Below are 21,504 nucleotides of genomic sequence, written 5' to 3'. Positions count from 1 at the left end.
ATGGCCGGCTTCCTGCACCTGATCCTGTTCATCATCGCCTTGCCCGTCACGGCGGCCACCGCCTATCTGGGCCTGCTGACGCTGCTGTCGGCGCGCCTGCCGCGGCCACAGCCGCAACGGCGCGACATGCGCTTCGACATCCTGGTGCCGGCGCACAACGAGACCGCGGTGATCGAGCGCACGGTGCGCAGCCTGGCGGCCATCGACTGGCCGCGCGAGCATTACCGCGTCATCGTCATCGCCGACAATTGCACCGACGACACGGCGGCGCTGGCGCGCGCCGCGGGCGCCGAGGTGATCGAGCGCCATGACGACCAGCATCGCGGCAAGGGCTACGCGCTGGAGTACGGCATCGCGCGCAGCGCGGCCGACGGCTTCGCGCATGCGGTCGCGGTGATCGACGCCGACACCGAGGTCACGCCCAACCTGCTGGCCGCCTACGCCGCGCGCATCGAGCAGGGGGCGGCGGTGATGCAGGTGCATTATGGGGTGCTCAATCCGGACGAGTCGTGGCGCACGCGCATCATCACCATCGCCTATGGCGCCTTTCATGCGGTGCGGGGCCGCGCGCGTGAACGGTTGCGCGCCTCCAACGGCCTGCGCGGCAATGGCATGTGCATGACGCACGCGTTGCTGCGCGAGGTGCCGTTCAATATCCATTCGATGGCGGAAGATCTGGAGTATGGCGTGGTGCTGGGCCTGCACGGCCACCGCGTGGTCTATGTCGACGAGGCCAGCGCCGACGCGGAACTGGTGGCGTCCGAGCGCGGTTCGCGCACGCAGCGCCAGCGCTGGGAGGGAGGCCGCCTGGCGGTGATGCGGACCTATGTCGGCCGCCTCTTGCGCCAGGCCCTCATGCGGCCGAGCTGGATCTGCCTGGAGCTGGCGATTGACCTGCTGACCATGCCGCTGGGCTACATCGCGCTGCAGATCGGCGCGTTGCTGGTGCTGGGCGGGCTGGCCGCGTGGCAGCTGCCCGGCGCCGGGCTGGCCACATGGCCGCTGCTGGCGCTGGTCCTGCTGGGCGTGCTGGCGCTGCACGCGTTGCGCGGCTGGCAACTGTCGCCGCTGGGGCCGCGAGCGCTGCTGGACCTGCTGCGCGTGCCGTTTTTCGTGCTGTGGAAACTGTACGTGCTGTTGCGCAACCGCCGCAACAAGCATTGGATCAGAACCGATCGGGATTCCAAGTGACGCGGACACGCTTTTCGGCTTCGGGCCTGGCGCGCCTGTTCGGCAGCTCGATTGCCGACCAGGCCATGCTGTCGGCCGCCAACTTCGGCGTCGGCCTGATCCTGATCCGCTACGCGCCCGAGGCGCAGTACGGCTATTACATCCTGGCCTTCAACACCATGATGTTGCTGACGACGCTGCAGGGCACCTTCATTGGCACGCCGATGGTGATCCGCCTGCCCGCCCTGGACGAGGCGGCGCGGCGCCAGTGGATGGGCAGCCTGCTGCGGGACCAGAAATGGCTGGGGGCGCTGGGCGGTGCGCTGGCGCTGGCCGTGGCGCTGGCCGGCTGGGCGATGGGACTGTTCGACGGCGGATCGACGCTGGTGGTGGTGGCGGCCATCGGCCTGGTGCTGGCGGCGCTGTACCGCGAATACCTGCGCGGCATCCTGTTGATGTACCACCGTCCACAACAGGTGCTGGGCGCGGACGCGATCTACGTGGCGGTGCTGCTGGCCGGCTGCGCGCTCGCGGTCAGGACGCCGGCGGCGGCGGCCGGCGCCCTGCTTGCAGGCACGATGGCGGCGCTGGCCTGCGCCGGGGCGCTGCGCCGGGTGCTGGCCAACGATATCGAGCGCGACGCGGCGCCCGGCCGCCTGCGCGAGATCGCCCGCATGGGGTTCTGGGCTGCCTCGGGCGGCGTCATCTATTGGTTGTTCAACCAGGGCTACAACTTCCTGACCGCGGCCACGCTGGACCTGGCGGCCGTGGCGGCGCTGGCCGCCTCGCGCCTGACGCTGATGCCGATCAACCTGCTGCTGGCCGGCATGCAGAAGCAGTTGACGCCGCTGGCGTCCGACTGGATGCACGGCATGGGCGCGCGCCGTACGCTGCGCCGCCTGATGCTGTTCTCGCTGGCGCTGGCGCTGTTCACGCTGCTGTACGGGGCGGTGATCTGGCTGCTGCGCGACTGGATCTTCCTGGACCTGATGCGCAAGGATTTTCCGCAGCGCGACCTGTTGCTGGTGCTGTGGATCGGGCTGTTCGTGCTGATGGTGATCCGCGAGCCGATCATGATGGTGCCGCTGCTGCGCCAGCGCTTTCGCGCGCTGAGCGCGGCCACCCTGATCTGTGCGCTGATCGCATTGGCGATAAGCTATGTCGGCATGCTGCAGTTGGGTCCCATTGGCGCGGTCATCGGCATCCTGGTCGGCGAAGCCTGCTATGGGCTGGCGGTGCTCGTCATGGCATGGCGCGAAGTGCGGCGCGATGACGGCTACGCCATCCGGGAGGCGCGGTCATGACTCCTTGCCATCCGGCGGCGCGCATGCCCGCTTTCCATTCTTACCGTACCAGGTAAATCGTTCATGGACATTCTTTCGATTCAGTACCTGCGCGGCGTCGCGGCCATGATGGTGGTGCTGGTCCACCTGTATCCGCAGCTCGAGCGCATGGGCTACCAGGGCTACTGGCCGCATTGGCTGGCCGCCGGCGTGGACATCTTTTTCGTCCTGAGCGGCTTCCTGATGTGGATCACGACGCGCGGCAAGAAAGTCGGCGTGCTGGAGTTCTACCGCCGTCGCGCGGTGCGCATCGTTCCGCTTTACTGGGTGCTGACCTCGGTGGCGGTGGCGGTGATGTTGATCGCGCCGCACCTGCTGCAGACTACCCGCTTCGGCCTGTTCCATGTGATTGCCTCGTACCTGTTCGTGATGGTGCCGAATCCGGCGGGCCTGATCGAACCTGTGCTGACGGTGGGGTGGACGCTTAATTACGAGATGCTCTATTACGTCATTTTCGGCCTGACGCTGGTGCTGCCGACGGCGTGGCGCTTCGCGACCACGACCCTCGTGCTGCTCGCCCTGAGCATGCTGGGATGGTTCGTGGTGGGCGACGACACGCCCATTCTCAAGGTCTATACGTCGGACATCGTGCTCGAGTTCGTGCTGGGCATGAGCGTGGGCTGGTGGTTCTCGCGGCCGCACAAGGGCGGCTCGGCGGGGCTGGGCTGGACGCTGGTGCTCGGCGGCTTCGTGGTGATCGGGCTGATGTCGGTGCTGGCGCCAAACGCCTCGCGGCCCTTGGCGCAGGGCGTGCCGGCGGCGGCGATCGTGGTGGGCGCGATTCTGCTGGAACGCTTCCAGGCGCTGCCGCGCCTGAATTTCCTGCACAAGCTGGGCGACGCCTCGTACTCGCTGTACCTGTCTCACGCCTTCGTGCTGTCGGCCGTCAGCCAGGGCTGGCGCAAGCTGCACCTGGACAGCCTGCCGGGCGGGCAGGTGGCGTTCTGCGTCGTCGGCATCCTGGCCTGCACGGTGGTGGGGCTGCTGGTCTACCAGTTGATGGAGCGGCCGCTGATCAACCTCTTCAAGAAGCCGCGCGAGCAGGAGGCCTCCAAGGCCGCTACCCGCCGATCCGTAGCCGGTCTTTGAGCAGGCGCAGCCAGCGCTTGTGGCGGCGCGCCGCGGCGCGCTGGGGCGTCCAGTCGATCATGCTGTCGTGAATGTCGTAATGACCGCGCTGGGCGTCCGGCACCTGGCCCGATTCGACCGCGGCGATCAGTTCCGGCAGCCTGCGGTAGAACTCCGCGCCGCGATAGGGCGGGTGCAGTGACCACAGCCCGGGCGCCGAACCCAGCAGATCGACGCGGTGCAGGCCGTTGGCGCGCAGCACCTCGCTCAGGATGACTTCGGCCTCGCGCACGTCCGGCGGGTTGCCCAGCAGATGCGATTTGGTCCGCTGTACGGCGCTTGGCCGCAGCAGCGGCAGGTGGCCGAGCGTGGCGCGCAGCCGTTCCATATCGAGCATGAAGATACGCGTGCTGGCGTTCTGGAAGCGATAGGCGGGGGCGCCGGCGATATCGACGCGTTCGGGTTCCGGCAGGCCGTGGCCATGGACCGCCGCGTCGGCGCGCGGCGGGCCGGGGAACGGGCCGGTCAGCAACACGGTGGGATCCTGCTCGGTGTAGGCGATGGCCTCTTCTACCCAGGTGCGGCTGCCGCCGCCGAACAGCATGTCGCCATCGAAGTGCACGATGTGGCGCGCCTGGCTGTGGTGCATGCCGTAGAAGTAGGCGTAGAACGGGCCGCCGTCCCATGCCTTGACCGGGATGTCGTCGACGCCGAAGAACGATTGCGCCACCTCGCGCCGGGCAGCCGGGGCGTAATCGACCTCGATGACGTCGAGCTGGGGCGTGTCGCGGCGCAGGTCTTGCGCCAGGGCCAGCAGCTTGGCGCGGTATTCGTCGAAGTGCGTGCCGCGATAGCGGCCCGATCGGCTGCGGTGCGTGTCGATGGTGACGAGGATGCGGTCGACCATGGGCGCCCAGACACGGATCTGGTGCGGCAGCAGCAGCGCCGCATGGGGATAGTCCATGGGGTACATGCTGATCTGGGCGGCGACGCGATAGGGGTAGGCCACGGCCGGTTCTCCTGGTTCTGGCGGCATCATGTCCGGGCGGCGGCGACGGTCGCCGCCAGACCCTGCTGCAGGGAGGTCCAGCGCAGACCGAGCTGCTGCTCGGCGCGCGTCGAGACCAGCCGGATGGGCTGGCGCCAGAGGCGCGCCAGCGACGGTGGAATCGGCGGCGGCAGGCGCAGGCCCACGCGTCGCAGGCCGATCTCGGCGATCTTCAGCACCGGCGCCAGCAGATGCGTTTCGATCTTCAGGCGGCGCGGGCCGATGCGCTTGACCGGCACGGCGTCGAGCGCGCGCGCATAGGCCAGGAAGTAGCCGTTCCAGTCGGGCGCTTCGGCCATGGCGAGGTTGTAGGCCGCAGCCGCGGTCGGCGTGCGCAGGCCGGCCAGCACTGCCGCTACGACGTCGTCGATGTAGACGAGGTTGCTGCAGCCGTCGCCGGCCGCGCCCAGGTCGCCGATGCGGTGCGCGCGCAGCAGGTCGGCGATGCGCAGGCTCCATTGTGGACTGTCGGGTCCGTAGATGCAGCCCGGCCGCAAGGTGACGACGGTCTCGCGCGCGGCCAGCAGCCGTTCGGCTTCGACCTTGGCGCCGGCATAGCCTTGCAGGTTCGCGGCCATGGGGTGGTCTTCGCCAATGTCGCCGCGCGCCGCGCCATAGACCGCCATGGAACTGAAATGCACCAGGCGCGCTTCGCGCGCGTCGAGCGCGGTCGCCAGGGCGCGGGCGCCGGCCGTCATGGCGTCGGGAGAGCCGGCCACGCAATTGACCACGGCGTCGACTTCGCCCAGGGCGCGCGTGACCGCGGCGGGGGCGGTGGCGTCGAGAACGATCTCGCGGCCTTGCTGCCGGGCGCGGCGCACGCCCGCCACCGGGTCGGCCCAGTCGCTGGCGGCCAGCGCCGACACCACGCGCCGGCCGACATAGCCATTGGCGCCCAGGACCAGAATGCGTTGTTTCATGTGCGGGTCTCCGTGGCTGCGCCGCTGGACGCGTGAACGCGGCGCAGGTGATCGGCCAGGCGCAGGGCCAGCGCGACGATGGTCAGGGTCGGGTTGGCCTGGCCGGAGGTCGGGAAGACCGCCGAGCCGGCGACGTACAGGTTGGGGGTTTCGTGCACGCGGCAGTCAGCGTTGACGACGCTGTCGCGCGGATCGTTCCCCATGCGCGCCGTGCCGATATGGTGGCCGCCGTAGGCGCCATAGCGCGTCATCTCGGCCTCGACCTGTCCAGGGTCGTAGTCGAAGCGGCCCACGCCGCTGGCGGCCAGGGCCTCGGCCAGCGCCGCCAGCGCGGTCTGCACGGTGGCAACATCGCGGGGCGTGTAGCGCCAGTCGATGTGCAGGCGGCGCATTCCGAGCGCGTCGACGTCATTGCCCAGCGTGACGCGGCTGTCGGGGTTGGGCTCTTGTTCGGCGTGGAAATCGAGGCTGTAGCGGCGGTTGCGCGGGTGGACGATGATGGACGGAAACTTGCGCGCGGCCAGCTTGCGTTCAGTCAGCATGTGCCACATGAAGCGCGCGGTGGCCGGGGCGCCCAGCAACACGTTGCGCAGGTGGCTGAGCCACAGGCCGAGCGAACCTGGCGTGTCGCCATACAGGCGCTTGGCGTATTCGTAGGGAACGACGGGCCGGGCCAGGTACAGCGCCGACAGGACGCCGCTGCCGTGTCCGGGGTCCGGAATGCGCGGATGGTGCAGGCGCGCGATGAAGTTGCCCGCGTGCAGGCGGCGCTGCGCCTCGGGTTGCAGCGCCAGGCGCCGGCGGCAATAGATGCCTTCGTCGGAAACCTCGTAGCCGTGCCAGACGGAACGGGCGCCGGCCAGGTCGACGTTGCCGATGGTGCCGGCGATGTGGCACATGTAGTAGCGGCCCACCACGTCGTGCGCGTTGCCCAGTCCGCGGCCGCTGGCGCCGGGGTTGGCGAGCAGCAGCCGCGCGGTTTCCAGTCCGCCGGTGGCGAGCACGTAGGCGCGCGCCTGGACCGTGAAGACATTGTTGCCGGCCAGCGTGCGGACGCGGGCCGGGCCAACGGGCGCGCCGGCCGCGCCGTTGTCGAGCTTGCACAGGTTGGCATGCTGCAGCACGCGCACCGGTCCCTGGCGCAGCCGCTCGGCATAGCGCCAGCCGAAATCGGTGGGCACGCTGAAGCGTTCCAGGGTATCGGTGGAGAACTCGGGGCTGTCGAAGCCTTCGATCATCGGCCGCACGGGCCGATGGAAGGCGGTCTCGACGGTGTAGGCGAAATCGCCGGCTTCGCACAGTTGGTTGGCGCGCGGGTAGTAGGGCCGCAGGTCGTCCAGGCCGATGGGCCAGCCGCTGTGCGCGATGTAGTCGCGCGGCTCGAAGTCGATGGGATCGAACGGCATGCAGCGGCCACCCCAGATGGTGGTGGAGCCGCCCATGCGGCGCTGGCGGTAGCGCTCGGGCTCGGGGTGCATGCGGGCGTCGGCGACACTGCCCGCGTAGAGCGCCTGGGTGGTCTTGTCCTCGGCCGGGCCGCCGCTTTCGAGCAGCACCACGTCCAGGCCGCTGTCCAGCAGGGCCAGGGCCAGCGTGATGCCGGCGGCGCCACCGCCGACGATGCACAGGTCGGCGGTGAGGGTCGAGCCGTTCGGAATGGTGTTGGCGTCCAGGATCATCATGTCGCTCCGGGCAGGCGCCGCAAGCCTGGTGCCGCGCGTGCGCGGACCAAGGGCATCAGTATCGCACGGCGGCGCCCGCCGGCAGCTTCAGCGTTTCGTGGATGTAGCCGGCGAAGGCGGTATAGCCGGCGATGTTCGGATGCACGCCGTCGGCGAACATGCCCGGCGCCAGCTTGAGGAAATCGTTGGTGCCGCCGCTGGACCAGTACAGGTAGTCCACGACCCGCACATGCGGGTACTGGCGCGGCAGGTCTTGTAGCAGCCAGTCGTTGAAGGCGCGGGTCAGCTCGATCATGGGCGGCGTCATGCCGAGGTAGGCGCCGACGTTGTCCACGACCAGCGGGATGCCCAGTTTCGCCGTGGTCCGCGCGAAGTAGGTGAAGTTGTCCTGCAGGGTCTGCAGCGGCACCATGCCGACGGCGACATCGTTGATGCCGACATGCAGATACGCCAGGCTCGGTCGCGAGCCGGCGGGCAGGGTGCGCGCGCCGCGGCCATCGCCGGGATCGTATTCCTCGGCCAGCACGTCGCGGCGCCAGCGGGCGCGGACCTGCGCCGACATCTGGCCGCCGATGCCATGGTTGAAATGGAACACGCCGGAATAGCGCGCCAGGTCGTAGGAGAGCTGGCCCGGATTGGACGGATAGTCCGGCACGAACTGGCCCTGCACGTTCAGGCGGCCCTTGCGCTGGATCTCGCCTTCGGCGATGGAGTCGCCGACCACCACGGCGTAGATGCGCTGGTCGCGCGCCCATGCGGGCAGCGCGGCGCATCCCGGGGCCAGCAGCAGGGCCGAGAGCAGGCTGCGGCGGTTCATCAGAAGAAGCGCTCGTTGACGTGGATGACGTCGCCGGGCTGGACCGCGTCGGTCAGCTTGGCGCGCCGGTCGGTGATCTCGCCGGTCAGCGCGTCCGTGCGGTTGAGGTCGATGCGGCTGTCGGACGCGCGCGGCGTCAGGCCGCCGGCGACCGCCAGGGCGCGCATGACGTTCAGGCCCTGTTCCAACGGATAGGCGCCGGGCTTGCCGACTTCGCCGTAGACGTAGAAGCGCGGCGCTTCCGGCACGAACACCACGTCGCCCGGTTGCAGTTCGGTGTCCTGCAGGCTTTGCGAGGGCGATTGGCGATTGCCCACGTAGAGATTGATGCGGTCGTTGCCGCCGCCGGCGCGGCGCACCAGGGTGGCAACGTCGCCAGCGCCGCCCGTGGCGCCGCCGGCCATGGCCAATAGTTCCAGCACCGACAGCTTGCCTTCGATGGGGTAGCGGCCCGGCCTCGCGACCTGTCCCAGCACCGACACGATGCGGCTGCGCAGTGTGACGACCTCGACGGCGACCTGCGGATCGGTCATGTAGCCCTTGCTGCGCAGGTCCTGTTCGATGCGTTTGCCGATGGCCGCGGGCGTCAGGCCCGAGGCGCGGACGTTGCCCAGCATCGGCACCACGATCTGGCCGTCGGCATCGACCGTGGCGCGGGCCTGGGTGCCGCCGGTGCCAAGGATGTTGATGTTGAGCGTGTCGCCCGGCCCGACCGCGCCGATGGCGCTGCCGATGGCCTGCTCCAGGGCCGGGTCGGCCGGCGCCGCGGCGGCCTGGCGCGGGGTGGGCACGACGCCGTTTTCCGGCAACCGGTTGCCGGCCATGTGGCGGTCGGTGCCGCGATCACCGCTGCCGCTCTTGACCGCGGGCGGCACGGCCGGCGGCGTGTAGGCGGCGGGCGGAGCGGCGACCGGCGTGGTCGGCTGCGGGCGCACGGGTGCGCCAATGGGGGCGGGCGGGGTGTAGGCGGGGGACTCGTAGGGCGCGTTGTAGCGCTTGAAGTCGTTGTCGGGCGAGGGCGCCGCCGGACGGGACGGGGACACGGGGTCGGGGATCGGCAGGTCCTGCGCGCCCGCCGCATGCGCACAGGCCAGCAGCGCCGCCAACATCGCTTTCCGCCATATCGTCGTCAGACACGCCACGTTATTCTCCGATCCTTTGGTTAAAGGTTGCGCGCGTCCAATAGTAGCCGAAGCAAAACGCCACACTATGGGTATTTTAAATACAATACGCGCGTGCCGGCTCGATGGATGTGGTTTTCTCAAACGCAAACGTGAGACCATTGTTCCCGAGCTTACCGCCCTTCGTAGCGAGATCCTCCTTGCACAGTTCAGAGCACGTATCCGACCCCCGCGGAACTGCGAACGACGATATCCCCGTCATGCCCGTCGTGCGGCTGTTCGACCTCGATATCGCGGCAGTTTCCTTCGATGAGGCCGTCGAGGGCCTGGCGCAGGCGGCCGTGCGCCGCGACGGTCGCGCCCGCATCGTGGTCACGCCCAATGTCGATCATGTGGTGCGCCTGGATGCCTCGCCGGAATTCCGCGAGCGCTACGCCAAGGCCGATTTCATCTTCGCCGACGGCATGCCCGTGGTGTGGGCCAGCCGTTTCCTGGGCCAGCCGCTGCCCGAGCGCATCACCGGTTCCGACCTGTTCGTCGCGCTGTGCCAGCGCGCCCAGCGCGAGGGCTGGCAAGTGATGCTGCTGGGCGGCATGCCTGGCTCCGAGCCCGACCTGCTCGCGCGTTTCGCGCAGTATTACCCGGGTTTGAACATCGATATCGTCAGCCCCTCGATGCGCTTCGATCCGCTCGGACCCGAGGGGCAGGCCTATGCCGACCGTGTGCGCGAACGCCGGCCCGACGTGGTCTTCCTGTGCGTGGGCATGCCCAAGCAGGAACACTGGGTGCTGCATCACGCCGGCGAGTTGCCCGGGGGGATCCTGCTTTGCGTGGGCGCGGCCATGGAATTCGCCATCGGCCTGCAACGCCGTGCGCCCATGTGGATGCAGCGCATCGGCCTGGAATGGCTGTGGCGCCTGGCCAGCAACCCGCGCCGCCTGTGGCGCCGTTATCTGGTCGACGATCCACGCTTCCTGGGACTTTGCTGGCGGCAATGGCGCAAGCGGCGCGGCTCGGCGCCGTGATCTTGCGCCCCGGCGCCAGCCTTGCCTTGGATGGCGGGGCCAAGCGAGGCACGGTCACGATCGGACGCAAGCTGGCCGCGGCCAGCCTGATGATGTGCGGCGTCCAGGCCATGGGCGCGCCGGGGCCGGCCGACTACGCCGTGCAACTGGGCAGTTCCTACCAATACCAGAGCAATCCCGCGCGCCTGCCGCAGTCGTCTTCCGACATCCGGGGCGCGGGCGTCTGGGTCAATTCGGTCGGGCTGGGGCTGCGCATGCCGCTGCTGTCCGACGACACCCGGCTGGACGTGGGCGGCACGCTGGCCGATGCCCGCTACAGCAATAACCGGCAGCTCGACCACCAGCCCGGCAACATGCTGTCGACGCTGCATTGGCGCGCCGGCCGGCTGTTCGCCGGGCGCTTCGATTACGGCTACCAGAGCCAGCTCAATCCCAACATGGCGCGCACCTGGCCCGACCGCGACCTGCAGACGCGCGACAACAAGTCGGCCGAGCTGGGCCTGCGCATCTCGGAGCGGCTGACGCTGCCGGTGTTCGGCGTCTTCACCAACGGCACGCGCTACGACCAGGACATCAACCGCACCCTGTATGACCGCAAGGACCAGGGCTGGCAACTGTCGGCGCGCTATGCCGGGTTCGGCCGCTCCTTCGCGCAGACGGGCCTGCGCCATACCCAGGTCGATTACTACGGCCGCACGCCGGACCTGGTCGCGACCATCGACGACCGCTACACGGACAACGAGGCTTTCGTCGCGGCGCGCTGGGACTACAGCCCCAAGACGCTGCTGCAGGCGCGCGTCGGCCTTCTCAAGCGCAGCTACGTGCACCTGGGCGATCGCGACACCAATCTGTTCACCTTCGCCGGTCGCGCGACCTGGGACTATTCGCCCAAGACGCGCCTGGACCTGCAGCTTTGGCGCCGTCCCTACGCCTATGACGATGACCCCACGGTGCTGTATTCGATCCAGACCGGCGGCCTGGCTTCGGTGACGTGGCGACCCACGGTCAAGACCGCGTTCCAGTTGGGCGCCGAGCTGACCCGCCAGCGCAACACCGCCTTCACCGGCGGCAACGACCAGACCCTGCAGATCCGCCGCTTCGGCGCGCGCGTGCAATGGCAGCAGGAAGACAACCTGCGCTGGATCGTGGACGTGTACCGCGACCGGCAGATGGGCGAATCCGCCGGCGACAGCTACAACCAGAATTTCGTGCGCGTCGGGCTGGAATACACCTTCGGCAGCCGCGGCAAGGAGAACCTGCGGCTGATGATGCAGCCGACCGACTGTCAATGGCGTCGGCCGGAGCTGGCGATGTGCGATCCGATGGGCGAGGAGCCCTGAGCGCTCAGTAGGCGTTGCGGTCCCAGAAGATCACGAGTACGGTCCGGAACAGGATCTTCAGATCCAGCATCAGCGACCAGTTGGCGATGTAGTAGCGGTCGTAGCGCACGCGCTGCAGCATCTTGTCGGTGGTGTCGGTCTCGCCGCGCAGGCCGTGGATCTGGGCCCATCCGGTGATGCCGGGCTTGACGCTGTGTCGCAGCATGTAGCCCTGGATCATGCGACGGTAGATCTCGTTGTGCTCGGCCGCGTGCGGGCGCGGGCCGACCAGGCTCATGGTGCCGGCCATCACGTTGAACAACTGCGGCAGCTCATCCAGCGAACTCTTGCGCAGGAAGCGGCCGATGCGTGTCACGCGCGAATCGCCCTGCTGCGCCTGGCGCAGGCTGCCGTCGGCTTCCGTGCCGGCGTTGGCGCGCATGGAACGGAACTTGAACACCGTGATCGGCATGCCGCGTTCGCCATAGCGCATCTGGCGGAAGATGACGGGCCCCGGCGAGTCGAGCTTGATGGCCAGCGCGATCACCAGCATGGCCGGCGAAGCCAGCAGCAGCATCAGCCCGCCCAGCGCCAAATCCATGGCGCGCTTGAGGCTGCGCGACAGGCCCTGCATGTGCGTTTCGTGCAACGCCAGCAACGGCACGCCCGCGATTTCGGCGCTGCTGGCCGTCAGTTCGCCCAGGAACGGCGACTCTGGCATCAGATAGATGGCGGCCGTCGAGTCATACAGCCGGTTCATGAGGTTGAGCACGACCGGGTTGTCCTTCGTGTCGTCCAGCGTGACGAAGGCCATGCCGTACTCGCCCGCCTCGATGCGGCTGAGGGCGTCCGGGTAGCGGCCGAGGTAGGGCGGCGGCGTCGGTTCGCCCTTGCGCGTGCGCACCTGTTCCTCGGCGTAGTAGCCGGCGGTGTGGATGCCCAGGATGGGCGAGCGCTGCAGGCGCATGGCGAGCTTGCGCGCTTCGGGGCCCATGCCGAAGAACACCGCCGAACGGCGGCTGGCGGACGCATTGTTCAGGCGATAGGCGGTGCGGCGCAGGCCGTACAGGGCGAGAACCTGCAGCGGCAGGGCGATAGCCGTCCATTGCAGCAGCAGCACGCGCAGCGATTCGGTGTCGGTGGCGCTGCCGGGCAGGAAGAACAGCGTGACCAGCGCCAGGAACAGCACGCTGAACCAGCGCATCACGCCGCGGCTCAGCATCCACCAGACGCTGCGGGCGCTGATCAGCAGCGTGAAGCGGGCGAAGGCGACAAAGGCGCCCGTGGCGAGAATGACCGGAATCCAGCCGCGGAAGATGGGCGACGCCATCTCCTCGGCCAGTGTCAGGCCAAGAAAGGTGCCGGCGTTGATCAGCGCGCAGATCAGGCCCGTTAGGGCCATGAAGGAGCGCTGAGGGTGGCTGGGCGTCGCGTAGGTGAGCATGGAAAAGGTGGTGGGGGGATCAGCGACCGTAGACATCATCAAACCGCACAATATCGTCCTCGCCCAGATACGGGCCGGACTGCACTTCTATCAGCTCCAGGTCAATGGAACCCGGATTCTCCAGGCGGTGTTTTACACCCAGAGGAATGTAAGTGGACTGGTTTTCCGTCAGCAGGAATACCTCGTCGCCGCGCGTGACGCGCGCCGTGCCGGTGACGACGATCCAGTGTTCGGCCCGGTGGTGGTGCATCTGCAGCGAGAGCCGACCGCCGGGCGCCACGCGGATGCGCTTGACCTGGAACCGGTCGCCGTTGTCGATGGCGTCGTAGCTGCCCCACGGCCGATAGGTCAGGCGATGGGCCGTGGCCTGCGGACGGTTGGCCTGGTTCAGGCGGGCGACGATGCGGCGCACGTCCTGCACCTTGTCGCGCGCGGCGACCAGGACGGCGTCGGCGGTCTCGACCACCACGGTGTCCTCCAGCCCCAGCAGCGTCACGAGGCGGTGGCTGGAATAGGCGTAGACGCCATGGCAGTCCTCGGCCACCACGTCGCCGCGCAGGGCGTTGCCATCGGCGTCCTGCGGCGCCAGTTGCCACAGCGAGGCGAACGAGCCGATATCGCTCCAGCCGGCGTCCAGCGGCACCATGGCCACGTCCGGATCGCGCTCCATGACGGCGTAGTCGATCGAGTCGGACGGGCAGGCGGCGAAGGCGGCCTCGTCGATCCGCAGGAAATCGCCATCCTGGCGCGGCGCGGCCATGGCCTGGCGGCAGGCCGCCAGGATGTCGGGACGATGCGCCTGCAGGGCCTGCAGGTAGCGTGAGGCGCGGAACAGGAACATGCCGCTGTTCCAGAAATACTGTCCGCTGGCCAGATATTGCGCTGCCGTGGCCGCGTCGGGTTTCTCGACAAAAGCCTCGACGTCGGCTGCGCCGTCGCGGGCAGCGCCGGCGCGAATGTAGCCGTAGCCGGTCTCGGCGTAGGTGGGCTTGATGCCGAAGGTGACCAGGCGGCCGGCGTGGGCGGCCGGCAGCGCCTGGCGCACGGCGTCGTGGAAACGCTCGACGTCAGGCACCGCGTGGTCGGAAGGCAGCACCAGCAGCACGGGGTCGGCGCCGTCGGCCTGCGCCAGCAGGGCGGCCAGGGCGATGGCCGGCGCTGTGTTGCGGCCGACGGGTTCGAGCAGGACGGTGGGTTGTTGCTGGCCGATCTGGCGCAGTTGTTCGGCGACGATGAAGCGGTGTTCCTCGTTGGCCACGAAGATCGGCGCCTGGCTGCCAAGGCCGGCCACGCGCTCACAGGTGGCTTGCAGCGGGGAAAGGTCGCCGAGCAGGGGGAGGAACTGTTTGGGGTAGCTGCCGCGGGACAGCGGCCACAGGCGGCTGCCGGTGCCGCCTACCAGCAGAACGGAACGCAGTTGCGGCGTGGTACTCGACATCGGAAGTCCCTTGCATTCTGTCGCTGACGGCGCATGGCGCCGCGGGGGCGGGGGTACTTATCGGGCGCGGCACACGGTCTACGTCCTGCCAACGGCCTCAACTATAAAGGTTGCGCAATCGGCTGTGGCAAAGTGTTTGCAAATCTTTAAGATCTTTAAGATGTGTATGTCTTTAATTTGATTGTTGTCTTCACTATACTAAAAGACTGTGCCGCAGCGCAGGTTGGATGCATATATATCGATGCATTTTGCTATTATCGGCAATATAAGTCAGCACGCGTTAATACTGCCCGAAACAAAACGTTTACGAGCATTCGTGAAAAGACTTCAAACCGATGACACCGCGCGCTGCCGTCTAAGACGCAAGGTCATGCTCCAAGAATGCGGCCTAAAGTACCGCAGCTCCGCCTTGCCAACTCGCGGATGCAGGCTATGCAAAGCCTGAAAACCAGGATGTTCCTCGTGTCGTCCTCGCGTCGAATGTCGCGCGGGTTTCCGCGCGCGACCTCGTTTTTCGTCGGCGCCTGTACGAAACAACCCGGCATGGCGGCCTCTGCCTGGCTCGTCGCTTGCCCGCCGGCCTTGCCTTTCAACACTTGTCCTGGTCCCGTGGCGCGTCGCGCTGACGCTTGCGGGCCAAGTCCTGTCGCCTGTCCATGACGAAGGAACGACGTGCAAAGCGCCATCCTCTCCCACCTCGATGATCGACTCTGTGCCAGCCAGTGGCGCGATGTGCTGGCGGCCTTCGCCCAGGAGTTGTCGCAGGATCTGACGGTGCAGCGCTTGCGCGCGCTGATGCGGCGCGCCGGCGAGACATTCGCCGACAGGCATGCGCTGTCGGGCGCCGTGTCGATCGCCGAGATGCAGTCCGCCATCAATCAGGTCTGGCGTCCGCTGGACTGGGGCTGGGTGGAGATCGAAGAGGCCGAGGATCACCTGGCCCTGGCGCACTACTGCGCGCCGCTGCGCGCGGCGTTCGGCGCCGCGCACCTGGACTGGAGCGCGGGGTTCCTGGAAGGCGCCTACGAATCGTGGATGCGCCTGCTGGGCGCCGATGCGCAGTTGAAGGTCTCGCAGCAGCGCGCGTCCGATGAATCCGGTGTCATTCTCTACCGGTTCGGCCGCTAGGATGCGGGACCACGGATGAGAGACGACAACGACATCACCAGCCTGTATCGCGAGTTCGGGGGCGATCCCCGCAACTATCGCGAGATCGGCCGCGAGGACCGGGCCCGCGCCGCGCGCGGCCGCTGGCCGCTGCTGAACCGCATCCGGCCGGGGCAGTCGGGCGTGCCGCCCGCCGCCGGCGATTCGCCCGCCGACCGCCCCGCGCGGGCCGCGGCCTGGCCGCTGGCGCCGGGCGCGGCCGTGGCGGCGCTGCCGTTGTCCCGATTCTCGCCCGTGCGTCGTGGCGCAGCGGTGGATGCGGCCAAGGTGGCCGCGTTGATCCATGGCGCGCGCGTGCAGCGTCCGCCGCTGGATGCGCTGGAGATTCCGCGGCAGTCCTTGCGGGAAGCCCCGCCGGCGCCTGCGGCCGCGCCGGTTGTCGCCGCGCCCGTCGCCGTCGAGCCTGCTGCCGTCGAGCCGCCCGCCACGGAGCCGCTCGCCGCCGAGCCGCCCGCGCGTCCCGCGCCGAAAGTCCTCATCGAACCCACCCTCGCGCCCGAGCGGCCGGCGGCGACGGCCCCCGAGTCCGAGCCGGCCAGCGCCGCGACGCCGTTGCAAGGCGTCTTCGCGCGCCTGGCGCGGACGCCGCGTGTGGACGCGGCCCAGGATCCGCCATCTTCGAAAGCGGCGAAAAAATGAAAACCATCGCGATTGTTTCCGCCAAGGGCGGGGTAGGAAAGACCACGATAGCCGCCACGCTGGGCTTGGCCCTGAGCCGGGCGGGCCATCCCGCCCTGCTGGTTGACCTGGATCCGCAGAACGCGTTGCGCTTTCACCTGGGCGCCGAATCGCAGGCCGCCGAGGCCGGACTGGCGCGCGCCAGCCTGGCCAGCATTCCCTGGCGTGAAACGGTGGTGCGGGGCGACGCCGGCCCCTACCTGTTGCCATTCGGCCAGATCAACGAGGCGGACCGCATGGCGCTGGAACAGCAGATGCGGCAGGACGACGCCTGGCTGGCGAACCACCTGCGGGCGCTCGATCTCGAGCCCGATACCGTGGTGCTGGTGGACACGCCGCCGGGACCGTCGATCTATCTCAGCCAGGCGCTGCGCTGCGCCGACCTGGTGCTGGTCGTGACGCTGCCGGACGCCGCCTCGTACGCGACGCTGCCGCAGGTTGAAAACCTGATCGCGCAGTACTGCGAAGGACGCCCGGAATTCATGGGCCATGCCTTCGTGGTCAACCAGGCGGACAGCGCCTCCCCGCTGGCCAAGGACACGCTGCAGGTGATGCGCGGCATCCTGGCCGACCGCCTGGCCGGCGTGATCCACCGCGACGCCACCGTCAGCGAGGCGCTGGCCTTCGGCACCACCGTGATCGACCACGCCCCGCACAGCCAGGCCAGCAATGACATCGGCATCAGCGCGCAATGGCTGCTGCGGCAATTGCGCGAGCCCCGGGAGGACCAGCCATGAAGTCGGTGACCAACGAGACCGCGGCGCAGAATCCGCGTCTCTCGCGCATGGGCAACAGTCTGTTGTCCTGGCGCATCTGGAAGATGGGCTGGGTTCGGGCGCTGTCGTTGATGTTGGCCGGCGTGCTGTCGGTGCTGGCGGTGGCCGTCGAGATGGGCCTGCCGCAACAGATGATGTTCGCGGCGTTCTGTGTGATCGTGGCGCTGTTGCTGCACCGCGTGGGCGGACGGCTGGCGACGCTGACGCTGGTGATGCTGTCGGTCATCACGTCGTTGCGCTACATGTATTGGCGCATCACCGACACCATCGGCTTTCACAATGTCTTGGACGCGTTCTTCGGCTACGGGCTGCTGCTGGCCGAGATCTACGCCCTGACGGTCATGCTGCTGAGCTACTTCCAGACGGCTTGGCCGCTGCGGCGCAAGCCCACGCCGTTGCCGGTTGACCGATCCCTCTGGCCGACCGTGGATGTCTACATTCCCACCTACAACGAACCGCTGGACGTGGTGCGCCAGTCGGTGCTGGCTGCGCAGTCGCTGGACTGGCCGGCGGAAAAGCTGCGTGTCTACGTGCTCGATGACGGCCGTCGGCAGGAGTTCCGCGAGTTCAGCGAGCTGGCTGGCGTGGGTTACCTGACGCGCCCGGACAACAAGCACGCCAAGGCAGGCAACATCAACGCTGCGCTGACCAAGACCGACGGCGAATTCATCGCGGTGTTCGATTGCGACCACGTCACGGTGCGCTCGTTCCTGCAGATCTGCATGGGCTGGTTCCTGAAGGACAAACGGCTGGCGCTGCTGCAGACGCCGCACGTCTTCTTCTCGCCCGACCCCTTCGAGCGCAACCTGGGCACCTTTCGCAACGTGCCCAACGAGGGCGAACTGTTCTACGGCGTGATCCAGGACGGCAACGACCTGTGGAACGCCACGTTCTTCTGCGGCTCGTGCGCGGTGATGCGCCGCTCGGCGCTGGACGCGGTCGGCGGCGTGGCGGTCGAGAGCGTGACCGAGGACGCGCTGACCGCCCTGAAGATGAACCGCCTGGGCTTCAATACCGCCTACTTGGCGGTGCCGCAGGCCGCGGGGCTGGCCACCGAGAACCTGTCGCGCCACATCGGCCAGCGCACGCGCTGGGCGCGCGGCATGGCGCAGATCATCCGCACCAATAATCCGCTGCTGGGCAAGGGCCTGAAGATCGGGCAGCGGCTTTGCTACCTGAGCGCGATGCTGCACTTCTTCTTCGGCCTGCCGCGGGTGGTGTTCCTGACGGCGCCGCTGGCCTATCTGTTCTTCCATGCCAACGTGTTCCAGGCGTCGGCCATCATGGTGGCGGCCTACGCCTTGCCGCACATCGTTCTGTCCAACCTGACCGGGTCACGCATCCAGGGGCGCTTTCGCCATTCGTTCTGGAACGAGGTCTACGAGTCGGTGCTGGCCTGGTACATCATGCGCCCGGCGCTGGTGACGCTGATCAGCCCGAAGACGGCGCTGTTCAACGTGACGGCCAAGGGCGGCATCATCCGGGAATCGTATTTCGACTGGACGCTGGCGCGGCCCTACGTGGTGCTGCTGGGGCTGAACCTGGCCGGCTTCATCGTTGGCGTGGTCAGCCTGGTCACCGGGTACGGGGGCGTGGACGCACGCCTGACCATCGTGCTGAACCTGATCTGGACCGTCTACAACATCGTGATGACCAGCGCCAGCGTGGCCGTGGCCGGCGAAGTGCGGCAACTGCGCAACACGCCGCGGGTGGCCATCTCGCTGGCCGCCATGCTGCTGCTGCCGGACGGGCGCACGGTCGCCTGCCGCACCAGCGACTACTCGCAGGGCGGCCTCGGCCTGGTGCTGCCGCCCGGGGTGCTGGTGCCCAACGGCATGCCGCTGAGCGTGTCGCTGTTCCGCAATGACGAGGAAGCCATGTTCCCGGCGCTGGTCACGTTCAGCCGCGGCGACCGCCTGGGGATCAGCTTCCAGTCCCTGACGCTGGAGCAGGAACGCGAGCTGGCGCAGATGACCTTCGGCCGCGCCGACACCTGGGCCAGCACCTGGGGCAATAACGCGCCCGATTCGCCGTGGGCCGCATTGCGACAGATCTCGAGCATCGGCGTACGCGGTTTTTCGTTGCTGCTGCGCCAGTTGCGCGATCGCAGCCTTGCGGCCGTGCGCCGTCCCACGTCCGTGTCCACCAAAAACTAGAGGACGACAGAGCGATGATTCCCAGGCTTGATGCTTGGCCGCCCCGGCCTTGCCTGTCCCCCGCGCAGTCGGTCCCGCGTCGGGCGCTGCTATCGGCGTTGTTGGCCCTCGGGGCGGTCATGCCGGCCCTGGCCGAGCCCGTCGCTGCCGATCCGGTCGCCGCGACCGCGTCCGCGGCGACCCTGCCGCCGGGCGCGCGTATCTACTCGGTACCCCTGTCGCGCCTGAGCGGCCAGAGCGCGCTGCCGTTGCGCGGCGTGGACGGCATCAACGGACTGGGCTTCAGCGCGCGCCGCGACCAGCAGGTCATCGGGGCGCGCGTGAATCTGGATTACAGTTATTCGCCCGCGCTGCTGCCCGACCTGTCGCACCTGAAGGTGCTGCTCAACGGCGAAGTGGCGGGCAGCGTGGCGCTGCCGAAGGAAGCCGCGGCCACGCCGACCCGCCAGACGGTCGAGCTGCCGGTGCCGGCGCTGGCCGACTACAACCGGCTCGACGTGCAACTGATCGGCCATTACACGCTGGGTTGCGAAGACCCGGTGCATTCCAGCCTGTGGGCCGACGTCGCTGGCCGCAGCACGCTGGAACTGACCGTGATGCCGGTCGACCTGCCCAATGACCTGGCGCTGCTGCCTGTGCCGTTCTTCGACAGTCGAGACATTCGCCAACTGGCGCTGCCGATCGTGCTGGGAGCTAGTCCGGATGCGGCGCGGCTGGAGAGCGCCGGCATCCTGACCTCGTGGTTCGGCGCCCTGGCGGGATATCGCGGCGCCAGGTTCGACGCCCATTTGCAGGACCTGCCGGCGACCGGCAACGCAGTCGTGCTGCTGCTGCCGGGCGACACGGTCGCCGGATTGCAGACGCCCGCGATCGATGGCCCGTCGGTGGCAATGCAGACCAACCCGCGCGATCCGCATGGCAAGTTGCTGCTGGTGATGGGGCGCGACGCCAAGGAGCTGAGGCAGGCCGCCGCCGCGCTGGCGCTCGGCAGCGAAGCGCTGTCCGGCCCGCAGGCGCGCATCACGCGCCTGGAGACGCCGCGGCCGCGCAAGCCGTTCGACGCGCCCAACTGGCTGCGCAGCGACCGGCCGGTGGCGTTTGGCGAGCTGGTGCCGACCCGCGACCTGAACGTCTCGGGCCATCGACCGCCGCCCGTGCAGGTCAACCTGCGCGTGCCGCCGGGCCTGTTCGGCTGGCATAGCGATGGCGTGCCGGTGAACCTGATCTACCGCTATTCGCCGCGTCCCGGCGCCAGGCAGTCGGTGATGGAGATGATGGCCGGCAACCAGTTGGTCCGCAGTTTCGCGCTGCACGAAGGACCGGGCGTCTACAACCGCCTGACCGGCATGCCGGCCTCGGAAGGCAAGGCGCGGGTGATGGTGCCGACCTATCTGCTGCCGCCGCAGACGGCGCTGCAGTTCAATTACGTCTACGAGTACGCCAAGCTGGGCGAGTGCCAGAACAGCATCCTGGACAACGTGCGCAGCGCGATCGATCCGGGTTCCACCATCGATATTTCCGGCCTGCCCAAGTATGCCGCCATGCCGGACCTGTCGCTGTTTGCCGACGCCGGCTTCCCGTTCACACGCATGGCCGACCTGTCGGAAACCGCGGTGGTCATGCCCGAGGGCGCCGGCGTGTCGGACTTCTCGGCCTATCTGACCTTGATGGGCGTGATGGGGCAGGCGACGGGCTATCCCGCCACTGGCGTCACCGTCACCCAGGGCGCGCAGGTCGCGGCGCAACGCGACAAGGACCTGCTGGTGCTGGCTTCCGGCGACAACCAGTCGCTGCTGGCGCAATGGGGCGACGCGCTGCCGAGCGGCTTCAATGGCAAGGAGCGCCGCTTCAGCCTGTCGAGCTGGGTCGATGGCGTCGCGTCCTGGTTTGGCAACGATCCGCGCGACCGCAAGCGCCAGGCCGACATCCAACTGGCCTTCTCCAGCGGCGGCGTCACGGCCACGCTGGCTGGCCTGCAATCGCCGCTGCAGTCAGGCCGCAGCGCCGTGGTGGTGTCGGGCACCAGCGCCGATGGCCTGGCCAGCGCCGTTCAGGCGCTGCTGGCCAGCCGCGACGCCGAGAGCAAGGCCGACAATCCTCAGGACCGGATCGGCGGAAGCCTGTCGGTGATCAGCGGCGGGCAGGCTTATACCCTGCAGGATGAGCAGAGCTATTACGTGGGTTCATTGCCGACCTGGCTGGGCCTGCAGTGGTTCTTCGCACGCCATCCGCTCACGCTCGTGGGGGCGTTGCTCCTGAGCGCGCTAGTCATTGCCGTGTTGCTCTACCTGTCGCTGCGCGCCCGCGCTCAGCGCCGCCTGGGATCGTGATC

The 21,504-nt window shown here is 68.4% G+C and carries 17 protein-coding genes; 10 read left to right on the top strand and 7 right to left on the bottom strand.

What is annotated here, in order from left to right; all coding sequences use genetic code 11:
• The 3 genes from AAID08_RS28405 to AAID08_RS28395 all read left to right on the top strand — a co-directional run bounded on the left by AAID08_RS28405 (position 1) and on the right by AAID08_RS28395 (position 3,602).
• Positions 1–1,191, top strand: coding sequence for a glycosyltransferase family 2 protein (locus tag AAID08_RS28405; RefSeq protein ID WP_395757207.1), 1,191 nt, complete (start codon positions 1–3; stop codon positions 1,189–1,191).
• A complete protein-coding gene (locus AAID08_RS28400; RefSeq protein WP_395757206.1) occupies positions 1,188–2,474 on the top strand; it encodes a lipopolysaccharide biosynthesis protein in 1,287 nt (428 codons plus the stop codon). The genes AAID08_RS28405 and AAID08_RS28400 overlap by 4 nt, the downstream gene beginning before the upstream one ends.
• A 63-nt stretch (positions 2,475–2,537) precedes the next feature.
• On the top strand, positions 2,538–3,602 hold the full coding sequence (locus AAID08_RS28395) for an acyltransferase family protein (RefSeq protein ID WP_395757205.1): 1,065 nt from the start codon (positions 2,538–2,540) through the stop codon (positions 3,600–3,602).
• On the opposite strand, the gene AAID08_RS28390 is transcribed toward AAID08_RS28395, so the two are convergent.
• Genes AAID08_RS28390 through AAID08_RS28370 form a run of 5 tightly spaced genes read right to left on the bottom strand, consistent with a single transcriptional unit; the run spans position 3,574 to position 9,157 of the window.
• Positions 3,574–4,590 carry a capsular biosynthesis protein gene (locus tag AAID08_RS28390; protein WP_144656178.1) on the bottom strand — a complete coding sequence of 339 codons (1,017 nt, stop codon included), beginning with the start codon at positions 4,588–4,590 and terminating at the stop codon, positions 3,574–3,576. The two genes, AAID08_RS28395 and AAID08_RS28390, sit on opposite strands and share 29 nt — an antisense overlap.
• A 26-nt stretch (positions 4,591–4,616) precedes the next feature.
• Positions 4,617–5,549 carry an NAD-dependent epimerase/dehydratase family protein gene (locus tag AAID08_RS28385; protein WP_395757204.1) on the bottom strand — a complete coding sequence of 311 codons (933 nt, stop codon included), beginning with the start codon at positions 5,547–5,549 and terminating at the stop codon, positions 4,617–4,619.
• Entirely contained in the window at positions 5,546–7,231 is a 1,686-nt protein-coding gene (locus AAID08_RS28380; protein ID WP_240317234.1) for an FAD-dependent oxidoreductase, read from the bottom strand. The genes AAID08_RS28385 and AAID08_RS28380 overlap by 4 nt, the downstream gene beginning before the upstream one ends.
• A gap of 55 nt (positions 7,232–7,286) precedes the next feature.
• Positions 7,287–8,048 carry an SGNH/GDSL hydrolase family protein gene (locus AAID08_RS28375; protein ID WP_395757203.1) on the bottom strand — a complete coding sequence of 254 codons (762 nt, stop codon included), beginning with the start codon at positions 8,046–8,048 and terminating at the stop codon, positions 7,287–7,289.
• A complete protein-coding gene (locus tag AAID08_RS28370; RefSeq protein WP_395757202.1) occupies positions 8,048–9,157 on the bottom strand; it encodes an SLBB domain-containing protein in 1,110 nt (369 codons plus the stop codon). Before AAID08_RS28370 ends, AAID08_RS28375 begins: the two co-directional genes overlap by 1 nt.
• A gap of 272 nt (positions 9,158–9,429) precedes the next feature.
• Here AAID08_RS28370 and AAID08_RS28365 point away from each other — a divergent pair, with 272 nt between their 5' ends.
• Both AAID08_RS28365 and AAID08_RS28360 read left to right on the top strand, forming a co-directional pair.
• Positions 9,430–10,194: a WecB/TagA/CpsF family glycosyltransferase gene (locus AAID08_RS28365; protein WP_054500222.1), complete on the top strand. Its 765-nt coding sequence runs from the start codon at positions 9,430–9,432 to the stop codon at positions 10,192–10,194.
• Entirely contained in the window at positions 10,191–11,534 is a 1,344-nt protein-coding gene (locus AAID08_RS28360) for a hypothetical protein (protein WP_144656166.1), read from the top strand. The genes AAID08_RS28365 and AAID08_RS28360 overlap by 4 nt, the downstream gene beginning before the upstream one ends.
• Positions 11,535–11,538: 4 nt before the next feature.
• On the opposite strand, the gene AAID08_RS28355 is transcribed toward AAID08_RS28360, so the two are convergent.
• Together AAID08_RS28355 and AAID08_RS28350 are read right to left on the bottom strand one after the other, a co-directional pair.
• Entirely contained in the window at positions 11,539–12,993 is a 1,455-nt protein-coding gene (locus tag AAID08_RS28355; protein ID WP_231132892.1) for an undecaprenyl-phosphate glucose phosphotransferase, read from the bottom strand.
• Positions 12,977–14,395 carry a mannose-1-phosphate guanylyltransferase/mannose-6-phosphate isomerase gene (locus tag AAID08_RS28350; RefSeq protein ID WP_054500224.1) on the bottom strand — a complete coding sequence of 473 codons (1,419 nt, stop codon included), beginning with the start codon at positions 14,393–14,395 and terminating at the stop codon, positions 12,977–12,979. The genes AAID08_RS28355 and AAID08_RS28350 overlap by 17 nt, the downstream gene beginning before the upstream one ends.
• 672 nt (positions 14,396–15,067) lie before the next feature.
• Here AAID08_RS28350 and bcsD point away from each other — a divergent pair.
• The 5 genes from bcsD to bcsB all read left to right on the top strand — a co-directional run bounded on the left by bcsD (position 15,068) and on the right by bcsB (position 21,502).
• Positions 15,068–15,523 (top strand): cellulose biosynthesis protein BcsD, encoded by a 456-nt coding sequence (gene bcsD, locus AAID08_RS28345; protein WP_064523939.1) that lies wholly within the window; start codon positions 15,068–15,070, stop codon positions 15,521–15,523.
• A 15-nt stretch (positions 15,524–15,538) separates the two neighbouring features.
• Positions 15,539–16,201 (top strand): cellulose biosynthesis protein BcsP, encoded by a 663-nt coding sequence (gene bcsP, locus AAID08_RS28340; RefSeq protein ID WP_395757201.1) that lies wholly within the window; start codon positions 15,539–15,541, stop codon positions 16,199–16,201.
• A complete protein-coding gene (gene bcsQ, locus AAID08_RS28335) occupies positions 16,198–16,977 on the top strand; it encodes a cellulose biosynthesis protein BcsQ (RefSeq protein ID WP_064523943.1) in 780 nt (259 codons plus the stop codon). The genes bcsP and bcsQ overlap by 4 nt, the downstream gene beginning before the upstream one ends.
• Positions 16,974–19,172 carry a UDP-forming cellulose synthase catalytic subunit gene (gene bcsA / locus AAID08_RS28330; protein WP_175143576.1) on the top strand — a complete coding sequence of 733 codons (2,199 nt, stop codon included), beginning with the start codon at positions 16,974–16,976 and terminating at the stop codon, positions 19,170–19,172. Before bcsQ ends, bcsA begins: the two co-directional genes overlap by 4 nt.
• Positions 19,173–19,291: 119 nt before the next feature.
• Positions 19,292–21,502, top strand: coding sequence for a cellulose biosynthesis cyclic di-GMP-binding regulatory protein BcsB (gene bcsB / locus AAID08_RS28325; protein ID WP_254607696.1), 2,211 nt, complete (start codon positions 19,292–19,294; stop codon positions 21,500–21,502).
• The last annotated feature ends 2 nt before the right edge of the window (positions 21,503–21,504 follow it).

This window comes from Achromobacter sp. EB05, assembly GCF_044232075.1.
Lineage (GTDB): Bacteria > Pseudomonadota > Gammaproteobacteria > Burkholderiales > Burkholderiaceae_B > Achromobacter > Achromobacter dolens.
The sequence above is the reverse complement of the archived record's forward strand: the minus strand, read 5'-3'. Positions and strand labels throughout refer to the sequence as shown.